At 51.9% G+C, this 19,999-nt stretch carries 20 protein-coding genes; 9 read left to right on the forward strand and 11 right to left on the reverse strand.

The features are described from left to right. Position 1: 1 nt before the first annotated feature. From DOQ08_RS04905 to DOQ08_RS04930, 6 genes are all read right to left on the reverse strand, one after another. On the reverse strand, positions 2-1,765 hold the full coding sequence (locus DOQ08_RS04905; protein ID WP_165823611.1) for a replication endonuclease: 1,764 nt from the start codon (positions 1,763-1,765) through the stop codon (positions 2-4). A gap of 217 nt (positions 1,766-1,982) precedes the next feature. Continuing rightward, the gene (locus DOQ08_RS04910) at positions 1,983-2,180 is read right to left on the reverse strand and encodes a helix-turn-helix transcriptional regulator (RefSeq protein WP_114333752.1); all 198 of its coding nucleotides are present in this window, start codon (positions 2,178-2,180) and stop codon (positions 1,983-1,985) included. Between the two features lie 118 nt (positions 2,181-2,298). Beyond that, entirely contained in the window at positions 2,299-2,997 is a 699-nt protein-coding gene (locus DOQ08_RS04915) for a hypothetical protein (protein ID WP_133297156.1), read from the reverse strand. 248 nt (positions 2,998-3,245) lie between these two features. Further along, positions 3,246-4,103 carry an OST-HTH/LOTUS domain-containing protein gene (locus DOQ08_RS04920; RefSeq protein WP_114333754.1) on the reverse strand — a complete coding sequence of 286 codons (858 nt, stop codon included), beginning with the start codon at positions 4,101-4,103 and terminating at the stop codon, positions 3,246-3,248. Positions 4,104-4,178: 75 nt separating this feature from the next. Further along, positions 4,179-5,384: a tyrosine-type recombinase/integrase gene (locus tag DOQ08_RS04925; protein ID WP_114333755.1), complete on the reverse strand. Its 1,206-nt coding sequence runs from the start codon at positions 5,382-5,384 to the stop codon at positions 4,179-4,181. Positions 5,385-5,392: 8 nt separating this feature from the next. Further along, on the reverse strand, positions 5,393-6,439 hold the full coding sequence (locus DOQ08_RS04930) for an HIT domain-containing protein (RefSeq protein ID WP_206074771.1): 1,047 nt from the start codon (positions 6,437-6,439) through the stop codon (positions 5,393-5,395). 625 nt (positions 6,440-7,064) lie between these two features. Between DOQ08_RS04930 and DOQ08_RS04935 the strand changes: the two genes are divergently transcribed. From DOQ08_RS04935 to DOQ08_RS04960, 6 genes are all read left to right on the forward strand, one after another. Beyond that, on the forward strand, positions 7,065-7,742 hold the full coding sequence (locus DOQ08_RS04935; RefSeq protein ID WP_114333756.1) for an SAM-dependent methyltransferase: 678 nt from the start codon (positions 7,065-7,067) through the stop codon (positions 7,740-7,742). An 83-nt stretch (positions 7,743-7,825) separates the two neighbouring features. Continuing rightward, on the forward strand, positions 7,826-8,302 hold the full coding sequence (locus DOQ08_RS04940) for a hypothetical protein (RefSeq protein WP_114333757.1): 477 nt from the start codon (positions 7,826-7,828) through the stop codon (positions 8,300-8,302). A gap of 130 nt (positions 8,303-8,432) precedes the next feature. After that, a complete protein-coding gene (locus DOQ08_RS04945; protein WP_114333758.1) occupies positions 8,433-8,711 on the forward strand; it encodes a type II toxin-antitoxin system RelE/ParE family toxin in 279 nt (92 codons plus the stop codon). Positions 8,712-8,721: 10 nt separating this feature from the next. Beyond that, a complete protein-coding gene (locus tag DOQ08_RS04950) occupies positions 8,722-9,009 on the forward strand; it encodes a HigA family addiction module antitoxin (RefSeq protein ID WP_098420643.1) in 288 nt (95 codons plus the stop codon). 103 nt (positions 9,010-9,112) lie between these two features. Next, the gene (locus DOQ08_RS04955) at positions 9,113-9,529 is read left to right on the forward strand and encodes a GNAT family N-acetyltransferase (protein WP_114333759.1); all 417 of its coding nucleotides are present in this window, start codon (positions 9,113-9,115) and stop codon (positions 9,527-9,529) included. A gap of 117 nt (positions 9,530-9,646) precedes the next feature. Continuing rightward, a complete protein-coding gene (locus tag DOQ08_RS04960; RefSeq protein WP_114333760.1) occupies positions 9,647-9,973 on the forward strand; it encodes a hypothetical protein in 327 nt (108 codons plus the stop codon). Positions 9,974-9,979: 6 nt separating this feature from the next. Here DOQ08_RS04960 and DOQ08_RS04965 read toward each other — a convergent pair whose 3' ends face one another. The 3 genes from DOQ08_RS04965 to DOQ08_RS04975 form a co-directional block, all read right to left on the reverse strand. After that, entirely contained in the window at positions 9,980-11,191 is a 1,212-nt protein-coding gene (locus tag DOQ08_RS04965; RefSeq protein WP_114333761.1) for a GGDEF domain-containing protein, read from the reverse strand. A gap of 99 nt (positions 11,192-11,290) precedes the next feature. Further along, positions 11,291-12,718: a hypothetical protein gene (locus tag DOQ08_RS04970; protein ID WP_206074772.1), complete on the reverse strand. Its 1,428-nt coding sequence runs from the start codon at positions 12,716-12,718 to the stop codon at positions 11,291-11,293. 131 nt (positions 12,719-12,849) lie between these two features. Continuing rightward, complete coding sequence (locus DOQ08_RS04975) at positions 12,850-14,079, reverse strand: NAD(P)/FAD-dependent oxidoreductase (protein WP_114333762.1); 1,230 nt, start codon at positions 14,077-14,079, stop codon at positions 12,850-12,852. Between the two features lie 283 nt (positions 14,080-14,362). Here DOQ08_RS04975 and DOQ08_RS04980 point away from each other — a divergent pair, with 283 nt between their 5' ends. The 3 genes from DOQ08_RS04980 to DOQ08_RS04990 all read left to right on the forward strand — a co-directional run bounded on the left by DOQ08_RS04980 (position 14,363) and on the right by DOQ08_RS04990 (position 18,715). After that, positions 14,363-16,162 (forward strand): assimilatory sulfite reductase (NADPH) flavoprotein subunit, encoded by a 1,800-nt coding sequence (locus DOQ08_RS04980; RefSeq protein ID WP_114333763.1) that lies wholly within the window; start codon positions 14,363-14,365, stop codon positions 16,160-16,162. Then, positions 16,162-17,862 (forward strand): assimilatory sulfite reductase (NADPH) hemoprotein subunit, encoded by a 1,701-nt coding sequence (gene cysI / locus DOQ08_RS04985; RefSeq protein ID WP_114333764.1) that lies wholly within the window; start codon positions 16,162-16,164, stop codon positions 17,860-17,862. The genes DOQ08_RS04980 and cysI overlap by 1 nt, the downstream gene beginning before the upstream one ends. A gap of 70 nt (positions 17,863-17,932) precedes the next feature. Further along, complete coding sequence (locus DOQ08_RS04990; RefSeq protein WP_114333765.1) at positions 17,933-18,715, forward strand: enoyl-CoA hydratase; 783 nt, start codon at positions 17,933-17,935, stop codon at positions 18,713-18,715. Here DOQ08_RS04990 and DOQ08_RS04995 read toward each other — a convergent pair whose 3' ends face one another. Further along, positions 18,716-19,219, reverse strand: a complete 504-nt coding sequence (locus tag DOQ08_RS04995) for a DUF192 domain-containing protein (RefSeq protein WP_114333766.1) — start codon at positions 19,217-19,219, stop codon at positions 18,716-18,718. It lies immediately after the preceding gene. Continuing rightward, positions 19,216-19,977 carry an ABC transporter permease gene (locus DOQ08_RS05000; RefSeq protein WP_114333767.1) on the reverse strand — a complete coding sequence of 254 codons (762 nt, stop codon included), beginning with the start codon at positions 19,975-19,977 and terminating at the stop codon, positions 19,216-19,218. The genes DOQ08_RS04995 and DOQ08_RS05000 overlap by 4 nt, the downstream gene beginning before the upstream one ends. Positions 19,978-19,999: the final 22 nt, after the last annotated feature.

Genomic DNA, 19,999 nt, shown 5'->3' on the forward strand with positions numbered 1-19,999 from the left:
ACTATCGCCGGCTCGATGCCGTACAGTTATTGACAGAACTCCAAGGTGGCGGATGAACCTCACCACTCAGCTTCTCCCAGGTATACGCGGTGTCCTCGGGCAATGCGGCGATTTCCGCTTCTGTAGGTTCCCGGACCTGGGTTAGTTGCTGAAGGCGATCCAGCCAGGAGGAACCGGGATTAATCTCGGACTCTGCCTTCTTCGGTCGCTTGATCTCCCATCGCAGCGTTCGCGTGATCCAATATCGGCCTTGAGCAAACAGGCCAAACAGCTTGCCTTTAGCCGGTTCGCCGTACTGATTAACTGGGCTATCCAGGTACTCGCCTGTATCCTGATCAAACTCTAGCCATTTTGCTGTTTTAATGGGCTGATCCGCTCGTTTGGCACACGGGCCATTCATCGCCTCGATAAAACCCGCCCAATCGCTTTTGTCCGCTGCTTGTCGGGCTTTCTCTACAACCTCGTCATCGGCATGATCCAAGCGACGTAACTCACGCCAGACGGTTACAGGTGGCCCGCCGAGTTGTTGAAACTGACGGATTCCATGGATACTGGCCCAGGCGCGGACACGTGCAGCAACATCTTTAGTCAGGTTGCCATACCAGTCTTCGGCATCCTCGCCGTTTTCCTGAAACTCGCCGTCGATGTTCTTGCAGATGTACTTAACGATGTAGCCGGTTGCTGACCCTCGGTCATAATCAATATCAACCGCCTCGAACCGGGCTTCTTGTGCTCCCGGTTCGTCGCCGTCTTCCTCCAAGGCATAGTCCCGCATGATTTCAACCATGCGCGCTTTGTGTTTGGGTTCAACGAACAGCATCAGGTGCCAATGCGGGGTTCCGTCATGGTGGGGTTCTACGATCCTTAACCCATAGGTTCGGATTTCGTCTCGGTCTAGCTGGGCTCGAATGCGCGCCCACACCGAATTCAAGTAACTCTGGGCTTCGCTGGGTGTCGATCCGTTATATTTGGGGTTCGGTTGACCACTTATTTTGACGGGGTGGTATTTGCTGGGTGTGGTTAAGGTCAGGAATACCCCAGCATCGCCCATGTCTTGGGCGATCTTCTCAAAGCCGGACGCACGAACGATTAGCTCTGATCGGCGAACATATGGATTGCTAACCGACAGCGCTGACAGTTCCGCGAGGGTGTATTCCTGGCACTGATCGTTAACCGCGATCATTTCTTCAAGCAGGGAACGGTTGCGGGTTAGCTGTTCCTGATGGAGTTTTAACCCCCAATCGGATACATAAACGCCCTTTTGCTTGGAAACGAGGCCATACTCACGGGCTACGTTGTCCAATACCCGTTTCTGTTCTTTCCGAATAAGGCGGCGCCACCACCTTTCACATTTTGTTCGTTCGATGCACCCTTTGTCCGTGTGGCTGTTTGGGAGGTTAAATGCGTAACGATCTAACAGTCTGGCGATGGCTCGCAGCGCTTCTTTCGTGTCTTTGATTCGCACGCTGGTTTCGCCGCAGGCTTTTGCCTTGGTTCTAGCAAAGTCCTTTAGCTCGGTATCGTCTATGGTGAACTTCAGATCCCGTCGTTGTAGTTTTGATTCCAGATCCTCCAAGGCCATTTCCAACGCAATGCACCCCCGATCCTGACCTATTAGGTACAGGTGGGGTTCGAGCTTAGGGAATACCCTAGGGAACCGTTTACGGAACCGGGTTACCGCTTGTCGGGTTTGGCGCGTGCCGATGGTGTATAACCGGCCCTTGGTTCGATAGAACGCAAATTGCCTTTGGTCTGAGGGTGTCATGCAACCCCCAGAACATAACGTGTACCTGCCCATAATAGGGCAGGGGTAGGGGCTGGTGAACCTGCTGATTGTTGGGGGTGTACCCTATAAGGTACAGGGAGGGTCGTTAACGAACTAACGGATGCTCGTTGTCCGTTAACGAACCTGTGAGGAAAAACTCTCCGTAACGGTCGGTTGACGGTAGTTCGATCCGTTAACGTTATGATCACCTCGGCCATTAGGCCACCTGAGAGGTTGAGTGACGTATCTGGCGCTCGATGTAACTCTCAAGATCCGATAGACGGTAACGAACTGCCCGGCTGCCAACTTTGACAAACGGGACTCGGGCACCGGCCCACCTATCTCTTTCAAGAAAGGCTTTGCTGACACCTAGAAGCTCCGCGGCTTCTTTAGTTGTGAAAAGTGCTTTGTTCATTGCGTGTCTCCAACAGAGTTTGTTGCTGTCGGAGACACATTGACGTTAAGCGGGGAAAGTAAATATTCCCGTCTGGTTCAGACGGGGAGTTTCTGACGCTAGACGGGGAGTTTTAGTTTTAGCTTGATCGGGGTCTGCCGCCTTTCTTGCTTCCCGCTGGTCTTGGATCTAGGTCCTTAATCCAATCCCTTAAGGTGTCGGGTTTCGTATAGTAACGCCCACCGCCAAAACGTCGGATTGCCTCATGCTTGCAGATATCGGCAATACTGAGGTTCGGGGACGCCTTCCAGAGTTCCTGGGCGATTTCCCGGCATAAAACGCGATGCTTTTGCTTGTCGGCAAGCTTGGACCAAAATTTGTCGATCTGGTCCTGTTTGATTCGCCCTGGCAGCATATCCTTTTCATCGTCACCGGTTTGGCCAGTCAGTTTGTTCTGATGCTCCTGACGCTCAATCTCGGTAAACCAGAAAGAAGGAAGTGGAAGCTTGAGGATTTCGCACAGGTCGCAAACACTGTTCTTGTTGATATGTACCCGCTCCAGCGTTTGTCGCTCAAAAATGCGGTTCTTAAAGCATTGAGGGAAATCTTTCGTTGCGGTCGCATGTCGCCTCAACCATCTCTCCGAGAACTCCTGATACCGTTCCCAGCGCTCATCGTCGGTCAAAGGGTTCTCTGGATCTTCATAAATCATCGAGACAGTGACGGTCTTGGGCTCTCCAGTTTTTTCATCGATCTCTTCGTGCGTTGTTTCTTCAGTGACGGATGATTCGAAATCAACGTAGTGTTCGAAATCGACAAGGGTTTTTTCATCCTTCAAGACGATTCCGTTCTCATTGCAAACCTGAATATCGTGCCGGTATTGCATTCGTGTAACCGTCCGGAGCATATCCTGAACAGGCAGGGGTAGAGCGCTCGGATCCGAATTATTTGGATCCTGATCGTACCACCGATGGGCGACTTCCCAGATGCTTAGGTGGTCAATGTCGGAATGCAGCATCGAATTGTCCTTGAGGTTCGAAGATGTTAGCAGCTTGGCTAGGTCCAAACTGAAGTTGAAGGTTGGAGTCACCGGCTCCTAAAAAACGTGATGGAAGTTGCGGCTTGCCCTCGTTCCCGGCGAATATCAAAGAGATCCGAGGTATGGAGCAGGTTTCGCCAACTGACGCATCCGTGTGCCTTGGGAGTAAGGTCAGGGTTTCGACTCTTAATAACTTCAATGGCGAGCGTCAGGTCCGTCCACCCGTCTTTACCAAGCGTGGATTCTGCGCGCTTCAATTCCTCGACGACACGGGCGCTGGGCCAGTCAATATTTTCTCCGGGGATAAAACCTAACTTGATCCATGCATCGAACTGCGGCGAGAGGAGGAAACCCTTCAGCGCGGACATACCTCTTACCCTCGCTTGGTCCCAACTTTGGAGCCGTTCCATATGAGACTTGAGCATTTGTCGCACGGTTTCAAGGTGGTCGATAGCCTGCAGACAGGAATCTTGATCGTCCAAAGGAAAGCGCTGAAGGAAATGATGCACCAGCTCATTTCTCGTTTCGACCAGGTAGGTCAAATCATCAAGTAACGTCTGATAGTCGTCTTCGCCTGCGACAATGCTATATGTTGTCTTAAAATGAACTGCATCCGTCGGAAGTGCCGAATCGTCTATTTCCGATTCCGACTCATTGCCAGTCTCGGACGATATATGACTACCGGTAAAGTCGCTTATCAACTGACCAAGGGTCTTAGTGCTGTAATGGGATTGTCGCTTATGGAGATTTGTTTGCCAGGTCTTGGGGGTACCTTCCATCTCCAACACTGAAAGAAACCCTTTCATTCCAAGTTCGTATTTTTGCAGGTTCAGCACACACCGGCCTAGCGTCTCGAAGACTTGCGTTCTGAGTTCTTCAGTTGTTTTGTCGCACTCATCAGACATAATGTCTTCTCGCCTTCCGTTGGTTGTATCTCTATCCGTTTGGTCCGAGTTCATCAGGGAGCTGCGACTACGAATTTAGGATTGAGTATGATCGTCCAATTTGAACTGAGCTTCAAAAAAGTCCGTTATTTTTTGCATGGGTCCTCGTAGACGTTCGACATCGAAGATGATGTAGCCATCTGTGACATCGTTCGGGTCTTTGTGGTTCATGAGCCGTTTGAGGGCGTATGCCGGAATATCGAGCCGTTCGGCGGCCGTAATAAAGGTGCGCCGTAAATCGTGCATAGTGAACGTCACACCCGAAAGTTCGCACACACGCTTGATCGCGGTGCGGGGCTCTGAGAGGTGTCCACGCTCTGCGTCGCTGGGAAACACAAAAGGGCTCTCCTGGACTTCATGACGGCGCTTTAAAAGCGCTTCGATAGCGTCACTGAAAGGCAGGCGATGGACCCGCCCGTTCTTGGTATCGGTAATAGTCAGAGTCTTTTCTTTGAAGTCCACCTGGTCCCAAGTCAGGGTTGCCGCCTCGGTGCGACGGAGGCCGGTGAGCAGCGCCAAATGCAGGTAATCCCGCGTGGTTTGCGTGTTCAACTGCATCGTTGCGTCGTGCCAGGCTTTGAGCTGGTGATCTTTGATGAGGCTCTGGCGCCGTTCGACCTTGTACCAGGCGCGTTGGTGGCTCAGGACATCGACCGGGTTCGCGACCAGAAAGGGTTTACCGGAAGCATCCTGGTAACGTTGCAGAGCATGATTGAATACCGCACGTAGAATCCGCATCCCGTTGTCGGCCCGCGCCGGGCTGCGTTGACCGTATTCCGCATGGCGACTCAGCACCATATCTCGGCTGATATCCTTGAGCGCCTTGCTCTGCCAGTCTTTGAACATCTCACGCATGGAGCGTTGATAGTCGTTCAGAGTGTTGGGCTTGAGATTCTTTCGTGTCGCGAGGTAGTCCTGAAAGGCATCTTGTAAAGTGATCCGTTGGACACGCTGCTCCTGAGCTTCTCGAATCGGGTTCACGCCGGTGGCCACTTTGCCTAGAAATTTCATGGCCTCTTTCTTGGCCTGTTCGACAGTGAGGTTACCGTAGCGGCCTAGAGTGATACGTTTGACCTTCCCGTCCACACGTTTCTCAACGATAAAGGATTTAACGCCACCACTCGTCACTCTTAGACCAAATCCCGGAATTGCTGTGTCGCGGTAGAACGCCTGACGGCCCTTACCATCAGGCATTGCTAAGGGAATATCGACTTTATCGACAAAGCTTTTGGTGATTCTCATGTCGCGCCTCAGTAGTCAGCTTTATCCGGGAATACCTTCCGGACGCCACCTCTAGGATTCTCTTGATCTCCGTCGCGGCGGGGAATCAAGTGCACGTGAGCGTGAAACACCGACTGGCCCGCGCTGGCTCCGGCGTTGGTGCCCATATTAAAGCCAGTGATGTTGGCGTCTTCCGCCATTAGGGCTTCTCGCTGATCCCGGAGTAGGTGGTTGATGCCGTTCAGCTCGGCGGGGTTCAAATCAAAATAGGTTTCGGCGTGCCGTTTAGGGATCGCGAGGCAGTGCCCCTGCGATACCGGGAAGTTATCTTTCAATAGCAGCGCCAATTCGTTCTCAGCTAGCACCTCAATTTGATTCCCGGCAGGATCGCAGAACAAACAGTCCGGCTGCCGGTGGGCGTATTGCTCTGGCCACTGGCGGAAATCGGTGTCGTCCCGGTCCCGTTTCATGGCGTTGCAGGAGTAACAGAGCGCCTGAAGGTTGTGTGGGACGTTGGTGCCGCCGTGATTCACGGGAATGATGTGATCCACTTCCAGGGCTTTATCCGATGCCGGGATACCGCAGAGCTGACACCGAAATTCCGCCGCCTTAAGGGTGTCGTAACGTAAAGAGCCGGGGATCTCGTCGCGGGAATGATCTCGATGAGCAAAGATTGCCGCTTTACCTCGTTTTTCGACGTATTCAGCGAGCCTAATCTCGCACTGGAGCTGAAGTCTCTTGCGTTCGGACGGGGAGAGCTCGTCATACCCTCTGAGGAAAAATCGATTGGAGCCTTTTGGTCCCTTCTCTATCACACCGTGTTTGGCGAGCACCTGGCCCGGCATCTTTTTCACAATGTCTCTGTAATATCGAAGCTGGGAGTCATCGTGTAACAAGATCGACTCGGCAATGTCTTCGGCAGAGGCTTCGCCTTGATGTTCGAGCAAGTACGCGAGCATCACCGGCTGGTAGATGTGTGACATCGACATACCCGAGTCGATGAAGGATTGGAGACGGTCAAACGTCGTTTTAACGTGATCCACTAGCAGTTCCCTCTGAGTCTCTTGCGTCTTCATGTAGACGCCATGTAGACAAAATCGATCAAATTCTAGCGGATCTCTTCAAACAACCGCAAACATAAGTTTTCAAGGATACCGATTAAGTGGTTGTTTTTAAATTGATAATAAGGTTTATTCAAATTTGTTCAAAGAAGGGCGCTAATAACTTAAAATCTCTCGACCTCACGGTCGTGCCGGTTCGATTCCGGCTCCGGGCACCATTTAAATCAACGAGTTAGCCGATTCCCTCCTAGGTTAACCGTCTTCGTTCTCGCTAATCAGACCTAATGTAGACCGCTTCGGCTGTGTTTTCTTACGGAACCTACGCCTGCGTTTTAAAGCCCCATCTTAAGTAACCTGTTTTATCCATGTCGCCCAATGATTCCCTAATGAAATCTTGCCTCCCCCTCGGCATCGCCAATTCGTAGCCGCGCTGAAGCGCAACCAGTCATTATTGAATGAGCAAAAATGAGAGGTCACGCGATTACTTGTTGCCAAAACTGCAATAAACTAAGCTATTGTTTAGGTTGGTAAATTGAATGCCCGAAAGGAAAGGGTGGTGCGGAGTTATGTAGAACGCACTTTTTTGCAATATCGTGGAACGCGGTCTAATTGCTGTTATACAGACTATGGAGAGTCACATTTGAAGCTAACCAATGTAGTCCCGTGGGGCCGGTCTTTTGAAGAGTATCAGGCGATGTTCGGATTGTCCGAGGATGACCTGAACAAGCGTATCCTTGGTTGCGGTGATGGCCCAGCAAGCTTCAATGTAGAGGCAACAGACCGCGGCTGCCAAGTCACTTCCTGTGATCCGGTTTACCAGTTTCAAGTCAACGAAATACGTCGCCGGATTGATGAAGTGTACCCGGAAATCATGACTAAGATGCGACAGGACGCAGACAAGTATATTTGGGAGTCACTGAGTAGCGTCGAGCAACTTGGCGAGATCCGTATGAATGCCATGTCGAGATTCCTGGCCGACTTTGAGGCGGGTTTTCAGCAAGGGCGGTATCTATCGGCGTCTTTGCCGAAGCTGCCGTTTTCCGATTCCGAGTTCGATTTGGCACTCTGCTCCCACTATCTTTTCCTCTACAGTGACCATGTGGATGGGGCAACTCACCTCGCATCAGTGCGGGAGCTATGCAGAGTGGCGGCCGAAGTCCGTGTCTTTCCTGTTGTGTCCTTAGACGGAGAGGTCTCGAAATATTTAGATCAGGTATTGACCGCATTATCTGCCGATGGAATGGATGTCTCATTGCAGCCTGTTAGTTACCGGTTTCAAAAGGGTGCTACTGAGATGTTGGTGGCAAAGTCCGTATAACCAGAGGCTGTTCGCGGAAGGGCCTACGCTATGCTCCGGCACGCCGCAAAGCCAAGCGTTAAAATGAAAACACAGGAGGTCACATGCAACGGATCGCATCGCAAACTACTCTGCTTTTTTTATCTTTGATCCCCATTATTGCCCTTGCCGAAAACTCGGCTCCTGAGGACTATCTCGCAAATCAACAGCTGGTATTGGAGGTTAGGTACTGTGAGTGCCTCGCCACCAAAACCGATGGCGCACCCTCCGACCTGCTGCCAAGTTTTCTCAGGGAGTCCAGTCTCTTAAAGGTTAGTGTGTCGAGCAAGGATGATGGCTTTGCTTCTTCAAGCGAGTTGGCCATAGGTTACAAACTCAAGCCAGTTGCAGGCTCGCCCGACCAATTTCAATTCAACTATGCTGGCAATCACTCTACGAGTAATGGGAACAGTGCTGCCAACGGCGAGTTGCTGTTGGTTCAGGGTCAGTGGGTAAATCTTTTCGGCTCACAGAATGAGACCCAAACTGGATCGCATCACAGTAACGTTGCGGTGCGCCTGGTTAAGCCCGGTGGACCCTGATGGCAGGTTTTAACAAGTCGATTAAGTTCGTTCCGGCCGTTGACCTCCACCGGACGTTCCTGTCGGGCCACCGCTTATCTTCGCGTTGCATCAGATTGACACCTGATACGTTACAGGGTACGCTCAGGAAATGATACGAAGCTTCAAACACAAGGGCTTGGCCAAATTTTTCAAGTCCGGCAGCACCACAGGAATTCAGGCCGCCCACGCAAAAAGGCTTCGGCTTATTCTCGGTAGATTGAACGCAGCATCGGATGCCAAAGATATGGACTTGCCCGGTCTTCGATTGCACGAACTCTCCGGCAATCGCGTTGGTATATGGTCAGTCACTGTTAGCGGTAACTGGCGATTGACCTTCCGATTTGAAGATGGAGATGCCGAGATTGTGAACTATGAAGATTATCACTGAGGTACAGCGAATGTTGATGCATAACCCCCCACACCCTGGTGAAGTATTGCGAGAACTTTGTCTTGAGCCACTCGGCATCTCTGTCACGGCGGCTGCAGAAGCTTTGGGCGTTAGCCGCAAGACTTTGAGTGCCGTGCTGAACGGCAAGGCCGGTATCAGTCCCGAGATGGCTATCCGGCTCTCTATCGCTTTTGATACCTCTGCAGAGAGCTGGCTGAACCAACAGTCCCAATATGAGCTCTGGCATGCCGAACAACATCGCAAAGAGCTCAACGTGAAAAGGCTTGTTGCGGCTTAAGGCAGCACATAACCAGTGCAGGCACGGCGACACCCACTATATTGCGCCTTCGGCTCCATTCCGTAGGCGCGCATGCTGAAAGCGTTAATTGCCAAGGAGAGGTATGACTATCAGTTTCAAGGTGAATCACCCCATTACCACCGATCAATTCATCGGTTTGCTGGAAAGTTCGACCCTCGGGGAGCGTCGGCCAACCCATGACCGAGCATGTATGGAGGGGATGGTTTCCAACTCCAATCTCGTCGTAAGCGCATGGGATGGTGATTTGTTGGTGGGCATCGCTCGCTGCGTTACGGATTTTCACTATGCCTGCTACCTGTCAGATTTGGCGGTTCATCAGAGCTACCAAAGATCAGGAATAGGCAAACGATTACAGTCATTGACCCAGGATCAACTCGGGCCGCTCTGCAAATTGATACTCATCGCAGTACCAGCAGCTAATTCGTACTATGGTCAGCTTGGATACTCGCACAATGATCGCTGCTGGGTTTTGGATGCGGGAGTGACCATTGGCAATTAGTCTTCGCGCTTGGTTAAGTAACTCGTCTAATCAGTGCTACGCTCTTTGTAGGAACTGTTTTTACGCTCCAGGAAGCAACGGTTTACCCCGGTTCCCTAAAAGAAATTGGAGTCCAAGATGACCAGCAACTTAATCAAGAACATGCTCGATGATTGGGACCGACGTTCGAACCAGGTCCAAGAGCAGGTAAGTACCGAGGTTGTTCTCAATAAGGTGGACCTGATCAAGATAGAAGCGCTTGCTGAAACTTATGATTTACCGGCCAATGATTTACTGGCCAATCTTATCAGCACCACCTTGTTGGGGATTGAAGAACAAATGCCCTACGTGCCTGGCGACAAAGTGATCCGGGTAGAAGAGGGTGAACCCATATACGAAGACGTTGGGCGCACGCCTAAATACATGGCAGCCAAAGCCAGATTGGAGAAAAAGGCACAAAAGTAGCGCCGTTTATTTCACGGGGGCAGGGTCAGCTTCCAAGCTCTGATCGGCTGAAGCCGATACAACAACGCGGTTCCGGCCCTGTTTTTTGGCCTCATAAAGCGCATTATCGGCACGATGCAGCACCGCACTCCACTCGCTGTCGCCAATGCAGTATTGGGCCACGCCAAAACTCGCTGATATCGCCAGGTTAATATCACGGCCAAGTGCTATCTGGGTTGCCGCCGTTTTCGCTCTGAGTTGCTCGGCAACGAGCCTTCCTTGCTCGGTGTTGTTGTTTGGTAGCAGCAACACAAATTCTTCTCCGCCAAATCGAGCAACTACATCATGCTGGCGCACACGATCTTTCAGGATATCGGCGAAGTGTCTCAGAACCTGGTCACCTATATGATGGCCGTACTGATCGTTTACTTTCTTGAAGTGATCCAAGTCGCACATGATGATGGTGAACGCGCTGCCCGAACGCAGTGATCGGCTGAACTCGATTTCACAGGCTTCGTCGAATGCCCGTCGGTTGTACGTCCCCGTTAATGGGTCGATGCGGGCGATTTCTGACAGTTCTTTTTGCAACTCATCGGAAGCCATCCAGATCGTGGCAAACGACGATGAAATCACCACAAATTCACCGGCGAGTACCGCCAAAGAACTGAGTAAGCCGGCATTCATGAAGTCATCCGGCGGAATGTCATAAAACGACCAAATCACACGGAAGATAAAAAAGGCAGCCACCGTCAGAAACATGGCAATAAGCATTCTTGCGACCGAACGGCTTCGGGTTTCAGGCTGCTGTAATAACCCGCAGGCACCGATAAAAGAAGCGATAGCAAAAGTGGCTGAGAATGCTTGAATGCGCATGCTGACATCGGGAGCGTGGAAAGTATAGAAATACAAAACCGGTGCAAGAAGCACCAAAAGGGCAGGGCTTAGCCAACGCTCAAAGCGCAGTGAGATACCCAGAAACCGGAACAGTCCCCGGTAGATCAGGATTACGCCCATAATGATTGCCAGGTTGGAAATCACAACGGAGGCAAAATCATGAATGAAATGGCGTAGGCCGAGTAGCACGCAACCGCCACCGATCAGAAAATAACCGGCACCGATCGTTTTAATACCGGAGAATTTGGCATGCTCTCTGGCGTAAGCGAACATGCCGAGCCCGAACACAATACTAAACAGCATTAAGGTCAGGCTGAGGGTGCGAAAATCAAGCTGGATTGACATGGGCTTTCCTGTGAAGGTACGGCAGCAGCGTCCAGCGCCCCTAAAAGACTTTATTGTATGATTTAACTACACTCTTTGCAGCCGATAATTGCCTGCGCCTCAATTGCCGTTTTGGCACGTTTCTTTGTTTTTCTCTGTGTCTTTTTTCTTCTTACCCTTTTCCTGACCTTCCGGCTTGGGCCAGTTCGCCTTCTTCTTTTCGCACTCTACAATGCCGCTGCTGCTTAACCGCAGGCTCCAGCGTTGGGCCGCCGGGTGTTCTTGGCCGGTCTGGGAATACACCAGAAGCAGGTCGTAGTCGTGTTGTTTCTCGATGGGGTGCGCTTTGATTTCAGAGGTAAAGTCGCCTTTTTCACTCCAGGTATACAGCTTGTTGTTGGTGGGCTGAATCATTTCGCACAGGGCTTCACAATCCAGACTCAGGCGCTCCTGAAGATGGCTTTTCTCCAGTGCCGAATGATCAAAGTAAGTCACTGAGCGGTAGCACACGATTTGCTGGGCTTCGTTTGTTACCCATTTTCCAGAGCTTTCTTTCACCTGCTTGGGAAGGTCTGAGCGCTTTCGGTAATCCAGCCACACGCGTTTACCCGCGAACGGTTTGTTGGTGTAGGGCGTTAGCAGGCGGATTTTCCAACGAGGTTTGCCCTTACGTAACCAGCGGGTGATCGCGGTGATCATGTCATCGCGCAACAAGTCCCTTGCGGCGTAGATCAGTGCGATGCCGAATAACAAACTCAGTGACAACTGTTCGCTGATGGTACGGGTGTTGAACAGTATGTAAGTGAACAGCGCCATAATCAGCGTGGTAGACACAGCCTTAACCAGTTTTCGTGTTCCCTCGCCAAGCTCGATTACTTTTGGTCTGAGTAGCACTGGATACTCAAGCAGTCGGTGATAAAGGCCCATTCGGTTCCATACCCGTGTGGCGTTGCCTTTAAAGCTGCTCTGGTATTCGTGCTCTTGGCGGTGCTGGTACTCCCGCTCCAGAAATTCGATGATCGAGTTGCGAACCTCTTCCCCCAGCTCGTCAAATCCTTCCATCGCCAGACATTCCAGCAGGAATTGCTCGGTATGCCACGAGTAATAAATGTCGGCCAATCGGTAGTAGCGCTGCTGGCTGCTTTTGGCCGGGGAGGAGTTGCGTAAACGCTGGGCAAAATTGCGGCTTAGGCGTAGGGCCCGGTTGATCAGATCAACGCTCAGGCCAGAGTTGTCGATTTGCTGCCGCAGACGCTCCATGGAGGCGCGGTACTGAAACAGCCAAGAGCCAAAGGTAATTTCGTAGTGGGGCGAGAGCAGGGCGAAAGCCTGGTTGGATTTGCCGATACGGTCCTGCTCGGGCAGGCCAAGCAAACTGAACCGATGCTCGATCGAGGTAAACAAAAACTGCTGCTCTGATAGCGTCCAGGCGGTCAGGCTGTCTTCGTGCGGGGTGAACAGGTACAGGTCTACCTGGTAGCGCCCCGGCTCTGATACCGTGCGAGTCAGCTGAAGGCGATGATTACCTTTGCGTTTCAGTAAAAACACACTGCTCCCTTAAACAACGGATACACATGGAAGTGCCGCTCGATGCGCTCAAGCGATTTAACGCCTGAACGCTGTTATAAGGAGAGTATCGGAAAAGTCTGCAATAGCGCCAGTAGGCCAAAGTATTGGCGTTAGTTCAAAGGCCTATGGGCAATATCTCCTTCTTTACCTTTTAGCATGTAATCAAAATAAAATGGAGGTAGAACGCGCTTTTTCACTTGCCAGTAGAAGCGGGATTCTTTGAATGGGCTCAGCGGCAACGTGGGTGTTACTTTGCCTCCGTATACAAATTCCGCCAGCATCACCTTGCCGTAACCGGTTACCACCGGGCAGGACGTGTAGCCATCGTACTGCGCTTTAAGTTTTTCACCCTTAATGAAGGAAAGAACGTTGGCTGCCGCAACGGGTGATTGTTTGCGCACTGCTGCTGCGGTCTTGGATGTGGGTAATGAGCTGGCATCTCCCAGACTGAAAACGTTGGCGAAGCGCACGTGTTGAAGGGTGTACTGATCAACATCAACCCATCCGGCATCGTTCGCGAGAGGACTGCCTTGCAGGAAGTCCGGCGCGCATTGAGGCGGCGTTACATGCAGCAGGTCGAAGGTTTCTTTTACATCCGTAATCTCGCCCTGGCTATTGGTAAACCGGAAGAGGGCTTCTTTCTTTTCGCCATCAATGGCAATCAAGTTGTGATTCATCAAGAGGCCGATGTTATGGCGTTTCGCTACTTGGGTTAATGGAGGCACGAAATCAGGTACGCTGAACAGGGCTCCAGCTGCTGCATAGAACTTCAGTTCGCAAGCGTTTCCCAATCCCTTCTTATTGAAATGGTCCGCTGCCAGGTATGCAATTTTCTGTGGTGCACCTGCACATTTAATCGGTGCCGGTGCTTGAGTGAATAGGGCCTTGCCACCACTAAATTCCTGAATGCATTTCCATGTGTATTCCGCCAGCGACGGATCGTAATTACTGCAAACGCCATTTCTACCGAGCGTTTCCCGTAGCCCTTCAACTGCATCCCAATTGAGCTTTAGGCCCGGCGTAACCACCAATACGTCATAACCTAGTACTCGGCCATCGCTGAGTGTTAAGGCATTACTGTCTGGCTGAATGCTTTCAACGGATGCACGCACCCAACGCGCTTTTTCCGGCAAGGTTTGGGCCTGGGGACGTGCGGCTTTCGATAGGGCATATGCACCACCGCCGACCAGAGTGAACGCAGGCTGATAGTAATGAATGTCGTTGGGTTCAATGATGGCAACCTCGAGTTGAGGGTTTTGCCGGAGTAGGGAGGCGGCCACGCTGGTGCCGGCAGCGCCAGCTCCAACGACGACGATTTGGTGATGGTGGGAATGCGCCATGAAGCGAGAGTCTCCTGAGATGTTATGTCGAAAAGTTTTTAAAGATTATGTGGCTAAAACCAAAAAATCGCAGATGATCGAGATCAACTGCACAGTATCGTTTTCGAATATCCATAAACATCAATAAATTCAATATATTGAGCTGTATATCGATTTTGTAGATTGGATGCACAAAAATAATCTGATTTAAGAGGGTTGTATTTTTTTTCTACAGTGCCGACGACATTTTCAACAGCTTCGTTCAATTCCGGGGCCCCTTCACGACATGTACTGGCGGTGCTATATGACAACAGATTTCAGTACGTCCCCTTTCTCTGGGGAACAACAGCAGCGGCTTAGCCAATTATTGGCTGAGCTTCGAACCGATCAGATCTATTGGCTGGCGGGTTATCTTTCAGCTTATTGCGCAACCCCCTCTGAGCGAGGGGCAGTGCCAAGTGCGCCTGAACAGACAACTAGCAAGCCTGAACTGACCATCTTGTTTGGTTCACAAACAGGCAATGCAGAGGGCATTGCTGAGCAGTTAGCGGCTCAAGCCAACGATCAAGGCATTGTCGCTAAGGTTGTTGATCTTGCGGACTACAAGCCAAAACAAATTAAGCAGGAACAATGGCTCGCGTTAGTGACCTCTACTCATGGTGAGGGTGAGCCGCCCGATAACACCTTAGATTTCCATGAATACGTGATGGGCAAAAAAGCACCCAAGCTGGATTCTCTCAAGTTCAGCGTGTTGGCTTTGGGTGATTCAAGCTATGAATTTTTTTGTGAAACCGGCAAACAGCTTGATCAGCGTTTTTCGGAGCTTGGAGGAACAGCAATCACGGAACGTGTGGATTGTGACGTTGATTATGAAGAGCTTGCGGAGCAATGGATCAGCAAGCTTCTGCATACCATTTCAGAGCAATCTGGTAGCTCGGGCCCGACTGTGAGCGGCCTTAGCTCCTCCGCTGCAACGGCCACCGAAAGTACTTACAACCGAAAGAATCCGTTTAAGGCTACGGTACTGACGAACCAGCTGTTAAATGGCCGAGGTTCAAGCAAAGAGGTGCGCCATATTGAATTCTCGCTTGAGGGTTCTGGTCTTCATTACAAACCCGGCGACGCGCTTGCGGTGTGTCCTGAGAATCCCCCAGAGCTGGTATCTGAATTGATACGGGCTCTGGGCTTTGATCCGAATGGTCGGGTGAATCTCGCGGATGATGAACATAGCCTTCAAGATGCGCTGACACACTACCGTGAAATCACCTTGTTGACCCCGCCATTGCTGAAACAATGGGCCGAATTAGCCGATAGCGATGAATTGTGCGCGTTGGTCAGTGATACCGCAGAGCTTCGCAGATGGTCTGAAGGGCGCGACCTTCTTGATCTGATTAGACAGTGGCCGGCTCAGAAGTTAACCGCTCAGCAGTTGGTTGATTCATTGCGCAAGCTTCCCCCCCGGTTGTATTCGATCAGTTCAAGCCAAGCGGCTGATGAAGACGAAGTGCATATCACGGTAGCGGCGGTTCGTTATAGCAGCCATGGCCGGGATCGGGCTGGCGTGGCGTCAACCTGGTTAGCTGACCGTTTAGAAGAAGGTGCCGAGGTTCCTGTTTATATAGATTCCAACAAAACCTTCGCGTTACCGGATAACGACGAAACACCCGTCATCATGATTGGCCCCGGTACGGGTGTAGCGCCTTTCCGTGCCTTCATGCAGGAACGGGAAGAGCGGGATGCAACCGGAGACAACTGGCTCCTGTTTGGTGATCGAAGTTTCCGTTCGGACTTCCTATACCAAACTGAATGGCTGAAGTGGCGCGAGTCAGGCTTGCTTTCAAAACTGGATGTTGCCTTCTCCCGTGATCAACAAGAGAAGCGGTATGTGCAGCATTGCTTGGTGGAGCAAGGAGCCGATGTGTGGGCGTGGCTAAACCGGGGAGCAGCTATATACGTGTGCGGTGATGCAGACAAGATGGCACCCGACGTGCACCAGACATTGCTAAGCATTGTTAGCGAACACGGCAATATGACGGCAGAACAAGCGGAAGATTTTCTTCGCCAGATGAACCGCGACAAACGTTACCAACGGGATGTGTACTGATGACCGAGAAACTACCAGAAGCGGAAGTGATCAAACGCGAAAGTGACTATCTGCGGGGAACCATACTTGAAGGCTTAGCCGATAAGGCAACAGGAGCCTTGCCCGAAGACGATACAAAACTCACGAAATTCCACGGTAGCTACCAGCAGGACGACCGGGATCTTCGAGACGAACGTCGCCGACAGAAACTGGAACCTTTGTACCAGTTTATGGTTCGGTTGCGGTTGCCCGGCGGGGTGTTATCGAGCCAACAGTGGTTGGGCCTGGACAAGATCGCCGATGAATGCGCCAATTCTACGCTGAGGCTAACGACCCGGCAGACGTTCCAGTTCCACGGCATTTTCAAAGAAAAAATGCAGTCGTTCATGCGGATGGTGAGCCACCTTGGGCTGGACACACGGGGAGCGTGCGGCGACGTAAACCGAAATGTAATCAGCAATGTTAATCCACAGCTCTCGCACTTGCATCAGGAAGTCCATGATTTGTCCCTGGCGATCAGCGACCGTCTACGCTGGCGTTCGGGTGCCTATGGTGAAGTGTGGTTGGGCGAAGAACGAGTGGCGGAGTTGGGCCAGGAGGAAGAACCCTTTTACGGCCACAAATACCTGCCTCGTAAATTCAAAATTGCACTGGCGATTCCACCGGAGAACGACTGCGATGTATTCGCTAACGACATTGGCCTAATAGCCATCATTCACGAAGGGCGTATCCTTGGTTTTAACGTTGTAGTGGGCGGCGGCATGGGGCTGACCTATGGCGATCCGGCTACCTACCCACGCCTGGCGACGATGGCAGGGTATGTACCGAAGGAAAAAATTGTCGATGCGTGTGAAGCCATCTGCGCAATCCAACGAGATTACGGCTGCCGTACCAACCGTGCCCATGCGCGATTCAAGTACACCGTCGATGATCATGGGATGGATTGGTTCCAAGAGCGTTTCACCGAGTACCATGGCACGTCATTCGAACGCCCACGGAGCTTTAGTCTGACGAGTAACGGCGACCGATTTGGATGGGTCGAAGGCGAGGGTGATTTACACCATCTTACTTTGCTGATTCCTACAGGCCGTGTGGCGGACACCGAAGAGGGCGGCCAGATACGGACCGGGCTTCGAAAAATTGCTGAAGTTCACGACGGCAACTTCCGAATCACCTGTAATCAAAACCTGGTGATTGCGGGCGTATCTTCGGAACAGCGGCCGAAAATCAACGCTATTGTCGAAGAGTATGGGTTGGATGCCGGTAATCGAAGCACTCCGCTGCGCCAGCATTCGATGGCCTGTGTTGCGTTCCCCACGTGTGGGCTGGCAATGGCCGAATCCGAGCGGTTCTTGCCGGGATTTGTCGGGCAGATCGAACAATTGATGAGTGAGGAAGGGCTGGAGCCTGATGCCATCAATGTTCGTATTACCGGCTGCCCGAATGGCTGTGCCAGGCCGTACCTGGGCGAGATTGGCCTAACGGGCAAAGCTCTGGGCAAGTACAACCTGTATTTGGGCGCTGATTTTTCGGGCCAACGGATGAACCGTTTGTACCGTGAAAACATCGACGTAGAGACGATACTGGCTGAGCTGCGCCCGCTTTTGCGCGATTACCGTGAGAAGAGGCTAGAGAATGAGTATTTCGGGGATTTTCTGGTGCGCACAGGTGTAGTGGAAGCTGAAAGAACACCAGCTATGCTTCACCAAGCGATTAAATGAGGCCTTACCACTTCGGCGGTTAAATCGGTTGCTTAAGTCGGTAGAGGCGATGTGAAACGAAAGGTGATTAATGACTAATTTGCTGACACAAGTAACCAATGATGAGGGCATAACCACTCTTACATTGAATCAACCGGAACGGCGAAACAGCCTTTCTCTGGACATGCTGCGCGCCTTGGGCGATGCCCTTTCGGATGTGGCCGCGAATGATGCGTCGAGGGTTGTCGTTTTATCGGCGGCCGGGCATGTATTCTGTGCTGGCCACGATCTGAAAGAAATTCGCGGGCAATTTGGCAGCTATGCGTTCCAAAAAGAGCTGTTTGAAAAGTGCAGCGAGGTCATGCAGCAAATCGTTCATCTGCCCCAACCGGTCATCGCACGCGTTGCCGGGGTGGCCACCGCAGCCGGTTGCCAATTGGTGGCCAGCTGTGATTTGGCCGTGGCAGAAAACGGTGCGCGGTTCGCAACACCGGGTGTGAATATCGGATTATTCTGTTCCACGCCGATGGTTGCGTTGTCGCGCAACGTTTCGCGCAAGCATGCAATGGAGATGCTGCTGACAGGCGATATGATTGACGCAGAACGGGCCGAGAAAATTGGGCTGGTGAACCGAGTTGTGGCGCCGGAGTTGCTGGATGAAACGGTATACACCATAGCTGCGACCATTGCGGGAAAGTCCGCTCACACTTTGAACGTGGGCAAAACAGCGTTCTACCGTCAATTGGAAATGCCGCTCGATGAAGCCTACCACTACACCGCAGACGTGATGGCAAGCAATGTGGTGTCACACGATGCCAAAGAAGGTATTTCTGCGTTTCTGGATAAGCGCCAGCCCGAGTGGCGCCACAAATAATCAGGGTGGGCAGGCGCTTTCTAATGGCCAGATGAAGCGGTCACCCTCATCAATGCCGTGAGCTTTGAAGTAACCGGCATTCATTTCCACGGCGCTGCGAAACGGCTTGCCCGCGGGGTAAATGGGGCAATCTGAAGCACGAGACGACGTGCACGGTAGCATGTGCCGGATGCTGACAATCACGCCGCTCTCATCGAGAAATGCGATGTCGAGCGGTATCAGGGTTTTATACATCCAGAAGCCGTACCGGGCGGGGCGCTGTTCCTGGTATTCGAATACCATACCTGCGTTTTCGGCTAAGTCACGCCGGCCCATCAGCCCCGTCTTGCGGTCTTCCGACTCTGTGGCAACTTCGACCGTTACCGCATGCCCCTCGTTATTACTCACAAAGCAGGCCTGTACCTGCGGCAGTGTAACGGGGGTGTCGGTTTTGCCGGCTTCGGCAGCGCCGCAGCCGGTCAATGCCAGTGTGCAGGCAGGAATTAGAGCTTTAAGAGCTTTCATGAACGCAAACGATAGCCGGTTTTAAAGATCCACCAGATGGTGGTTAGACAGATGGTCAGGAACATCAGTGTCATACCCACGCTCACGCCTATATGAACATCTGACACGCCGTAGAAGGCCCAGCGGAAGCCGCTGATCAGGTACACCACGGGGTTGAACAAACTGATGGTTTGCCAGATTTCAGGGAGCATATCGATGGAGTAGAAAGTGCCGCCCAGGAACACGAGGGGGGTCACGATCATCATGGGCACGATTTGCAGTTTCTCGAAACCGTCTGCCCATATACCGATGATAAACCCGAACAAACTGAAGGTAACCGCGGTGAGTGTCAGGAATGCCACCATCCAGAACGGGTGGAGCACTGAGTAATCAACAAACAAACGCGCAGTCGCGAGGATGATCAGCCCGAGCAAAACCGATTTGGTGGCGGCCGCACCTACGTAGCCCAATACGATTTCGAAATAGGACACCGGCGCAGACAGCACTTCGTAAATGGTGCCGGAGAACTTTGGCATGTAGATGCCAAACGAGGCGTTTGAGATGCTTTGCATGAGCAGCGACAGCATAACCAGCCCGGGAATGATGTACGCGCCGTAACTGATGCTGTCTATATCGCCCATGCGCGAACCAATGGCCGAGCCGAACACCACAAAGTACAGACAGGTAGAAATCACTGGCGATAACACGCTTTGCATCAGCGTGCGCCGCATGCGCGCCATTTCGAACTTATAAATTGCTTTAACACCGTACAAATTCATGTCTATCTCCGTGCGGGCGCGG

It is taken from the genome of Marinobacter litoralis (genome assembly GCF_003336705.1).
Lineage (GTDB): Bacteria > Pseudomonadota > Gammaproteobacteria > Pseudomonadales > Oleiphilaceae > Marinobacter > Marinobacter litoralis.

Coding starts and splice junctions, on each gene's coding strand:
- DOQ08_RS04925 (WP_114333755.1), bottom strand. CDS start 5,384: ATGAGAATCACCAAAAGCTTTGTCGATAAAGTCGATATTCCCTTAGCA.
- DOQ08_RS04930 (WP_206074771.1), bottom strand. CDS start 6,439: ATGAAGACGCAAGAGACTCAGAGGGAACTGCTAGTGGATCACGTTAAA.
- DOQ08_RS04920 (WP_114333754.1), bottom strand. CDS start 4,103: ATGTCTGATGAGTGCGACAAAACAACTGAAGAACTCAGAACGCAAGTC.
- DOQ08_RS04955 (WP_114333759.1), top strand. CDS start 9,113: ATGACTATCAGTTTCAAGGTGAATCACCCCATTACCACCGATCAATTC.
- DOQ08_RS04980 (WP_114333763.1), top strand. CDS start 14,363: ATGACAACAGATTTCAGTACGTCCCCTTTCTCTGGGGAACAACAGCAG.
- DOQ08_RS04910 (WP_114333752.1), bottom strand. CDS start 2,180: ATGAACAAAGCACTTTTCACAACTAAAGAAGCCGCGGAGCTTCTAGGT.
- DOQ08_RS04905 (WP_165823611.1), bottom strand. CDS start 1,765: ATGACACCCTCAGACCAAAGGCAATTTGCGTTCTATCGAACCAAGGGC.
- DOQ08_RS04940 (WP_114333757.1), top strand. CDS start 7,826: ATGCAACGGATCGCATCGCAAACTACTCTGCTTTTTTTATCTTTGATC.
- DOQ08_RS04950 (WP_098420643.1), top strand. CDS start 8,722: ATGTTGATGCATAACCCCCCACACCCTGGTGAAGTATTGCGAGAACTT.
- DOQ08_RS04990 (WP_114333765.1), top strand. CDS start 17,933: ATGACTAATTTGCTGACACAAGTAACCAATGATGAGGGCATAACCACT.
- cysI (WP_114333764.1), top strand. CDS start 16,162: ATGACCGAGAAACTACCAGAAGCGGAAGTGATCAAACGCGAAAGTGAC.
- DOQ08_RS04975 (WP_114333762.1), bottom strand. CDS start 14,079: ATGGCGCATTCCCACCATCACCAAATCGTCGTCGTTGGAGCTGGCGCT.
- DOQ08_RS04960 (WP_114333760.1), top strand. CDS start 9,647: ATGACCAGCAACTTAATCAAGAACATGCTCGATGATTGGGACCGACGT.
- DOQ08_RS05000 (WP_114333767.1), bottom strand. CDS start 19,977: ATGAATTTGTACGGTGTTAAAGCAATTTATAAGTTCGAAATGGCGCGC.
- DOQ08_RS04995 (WP_114333766.1), bottom strand. CDS start 19,219: ATGAAAGCTCTTAAAGCTCTAATTCCTGCCTGCACACTGGCATTGACC.
- DOQ08_RS04945 (WP_114333758.1), top strand. CDS start 8,433: ATGATACGAAGCTTCAAACACAAGGGCTTGGCCAAATTTTTCAAGTCC.
- DOQ08_RS04965 (WP_114333761.1), bottom strand. CDS start 11,191: ATGTCAATCCAGCTTGATTTTCGCACCCTCAGCCTGACCTTAATGCTG.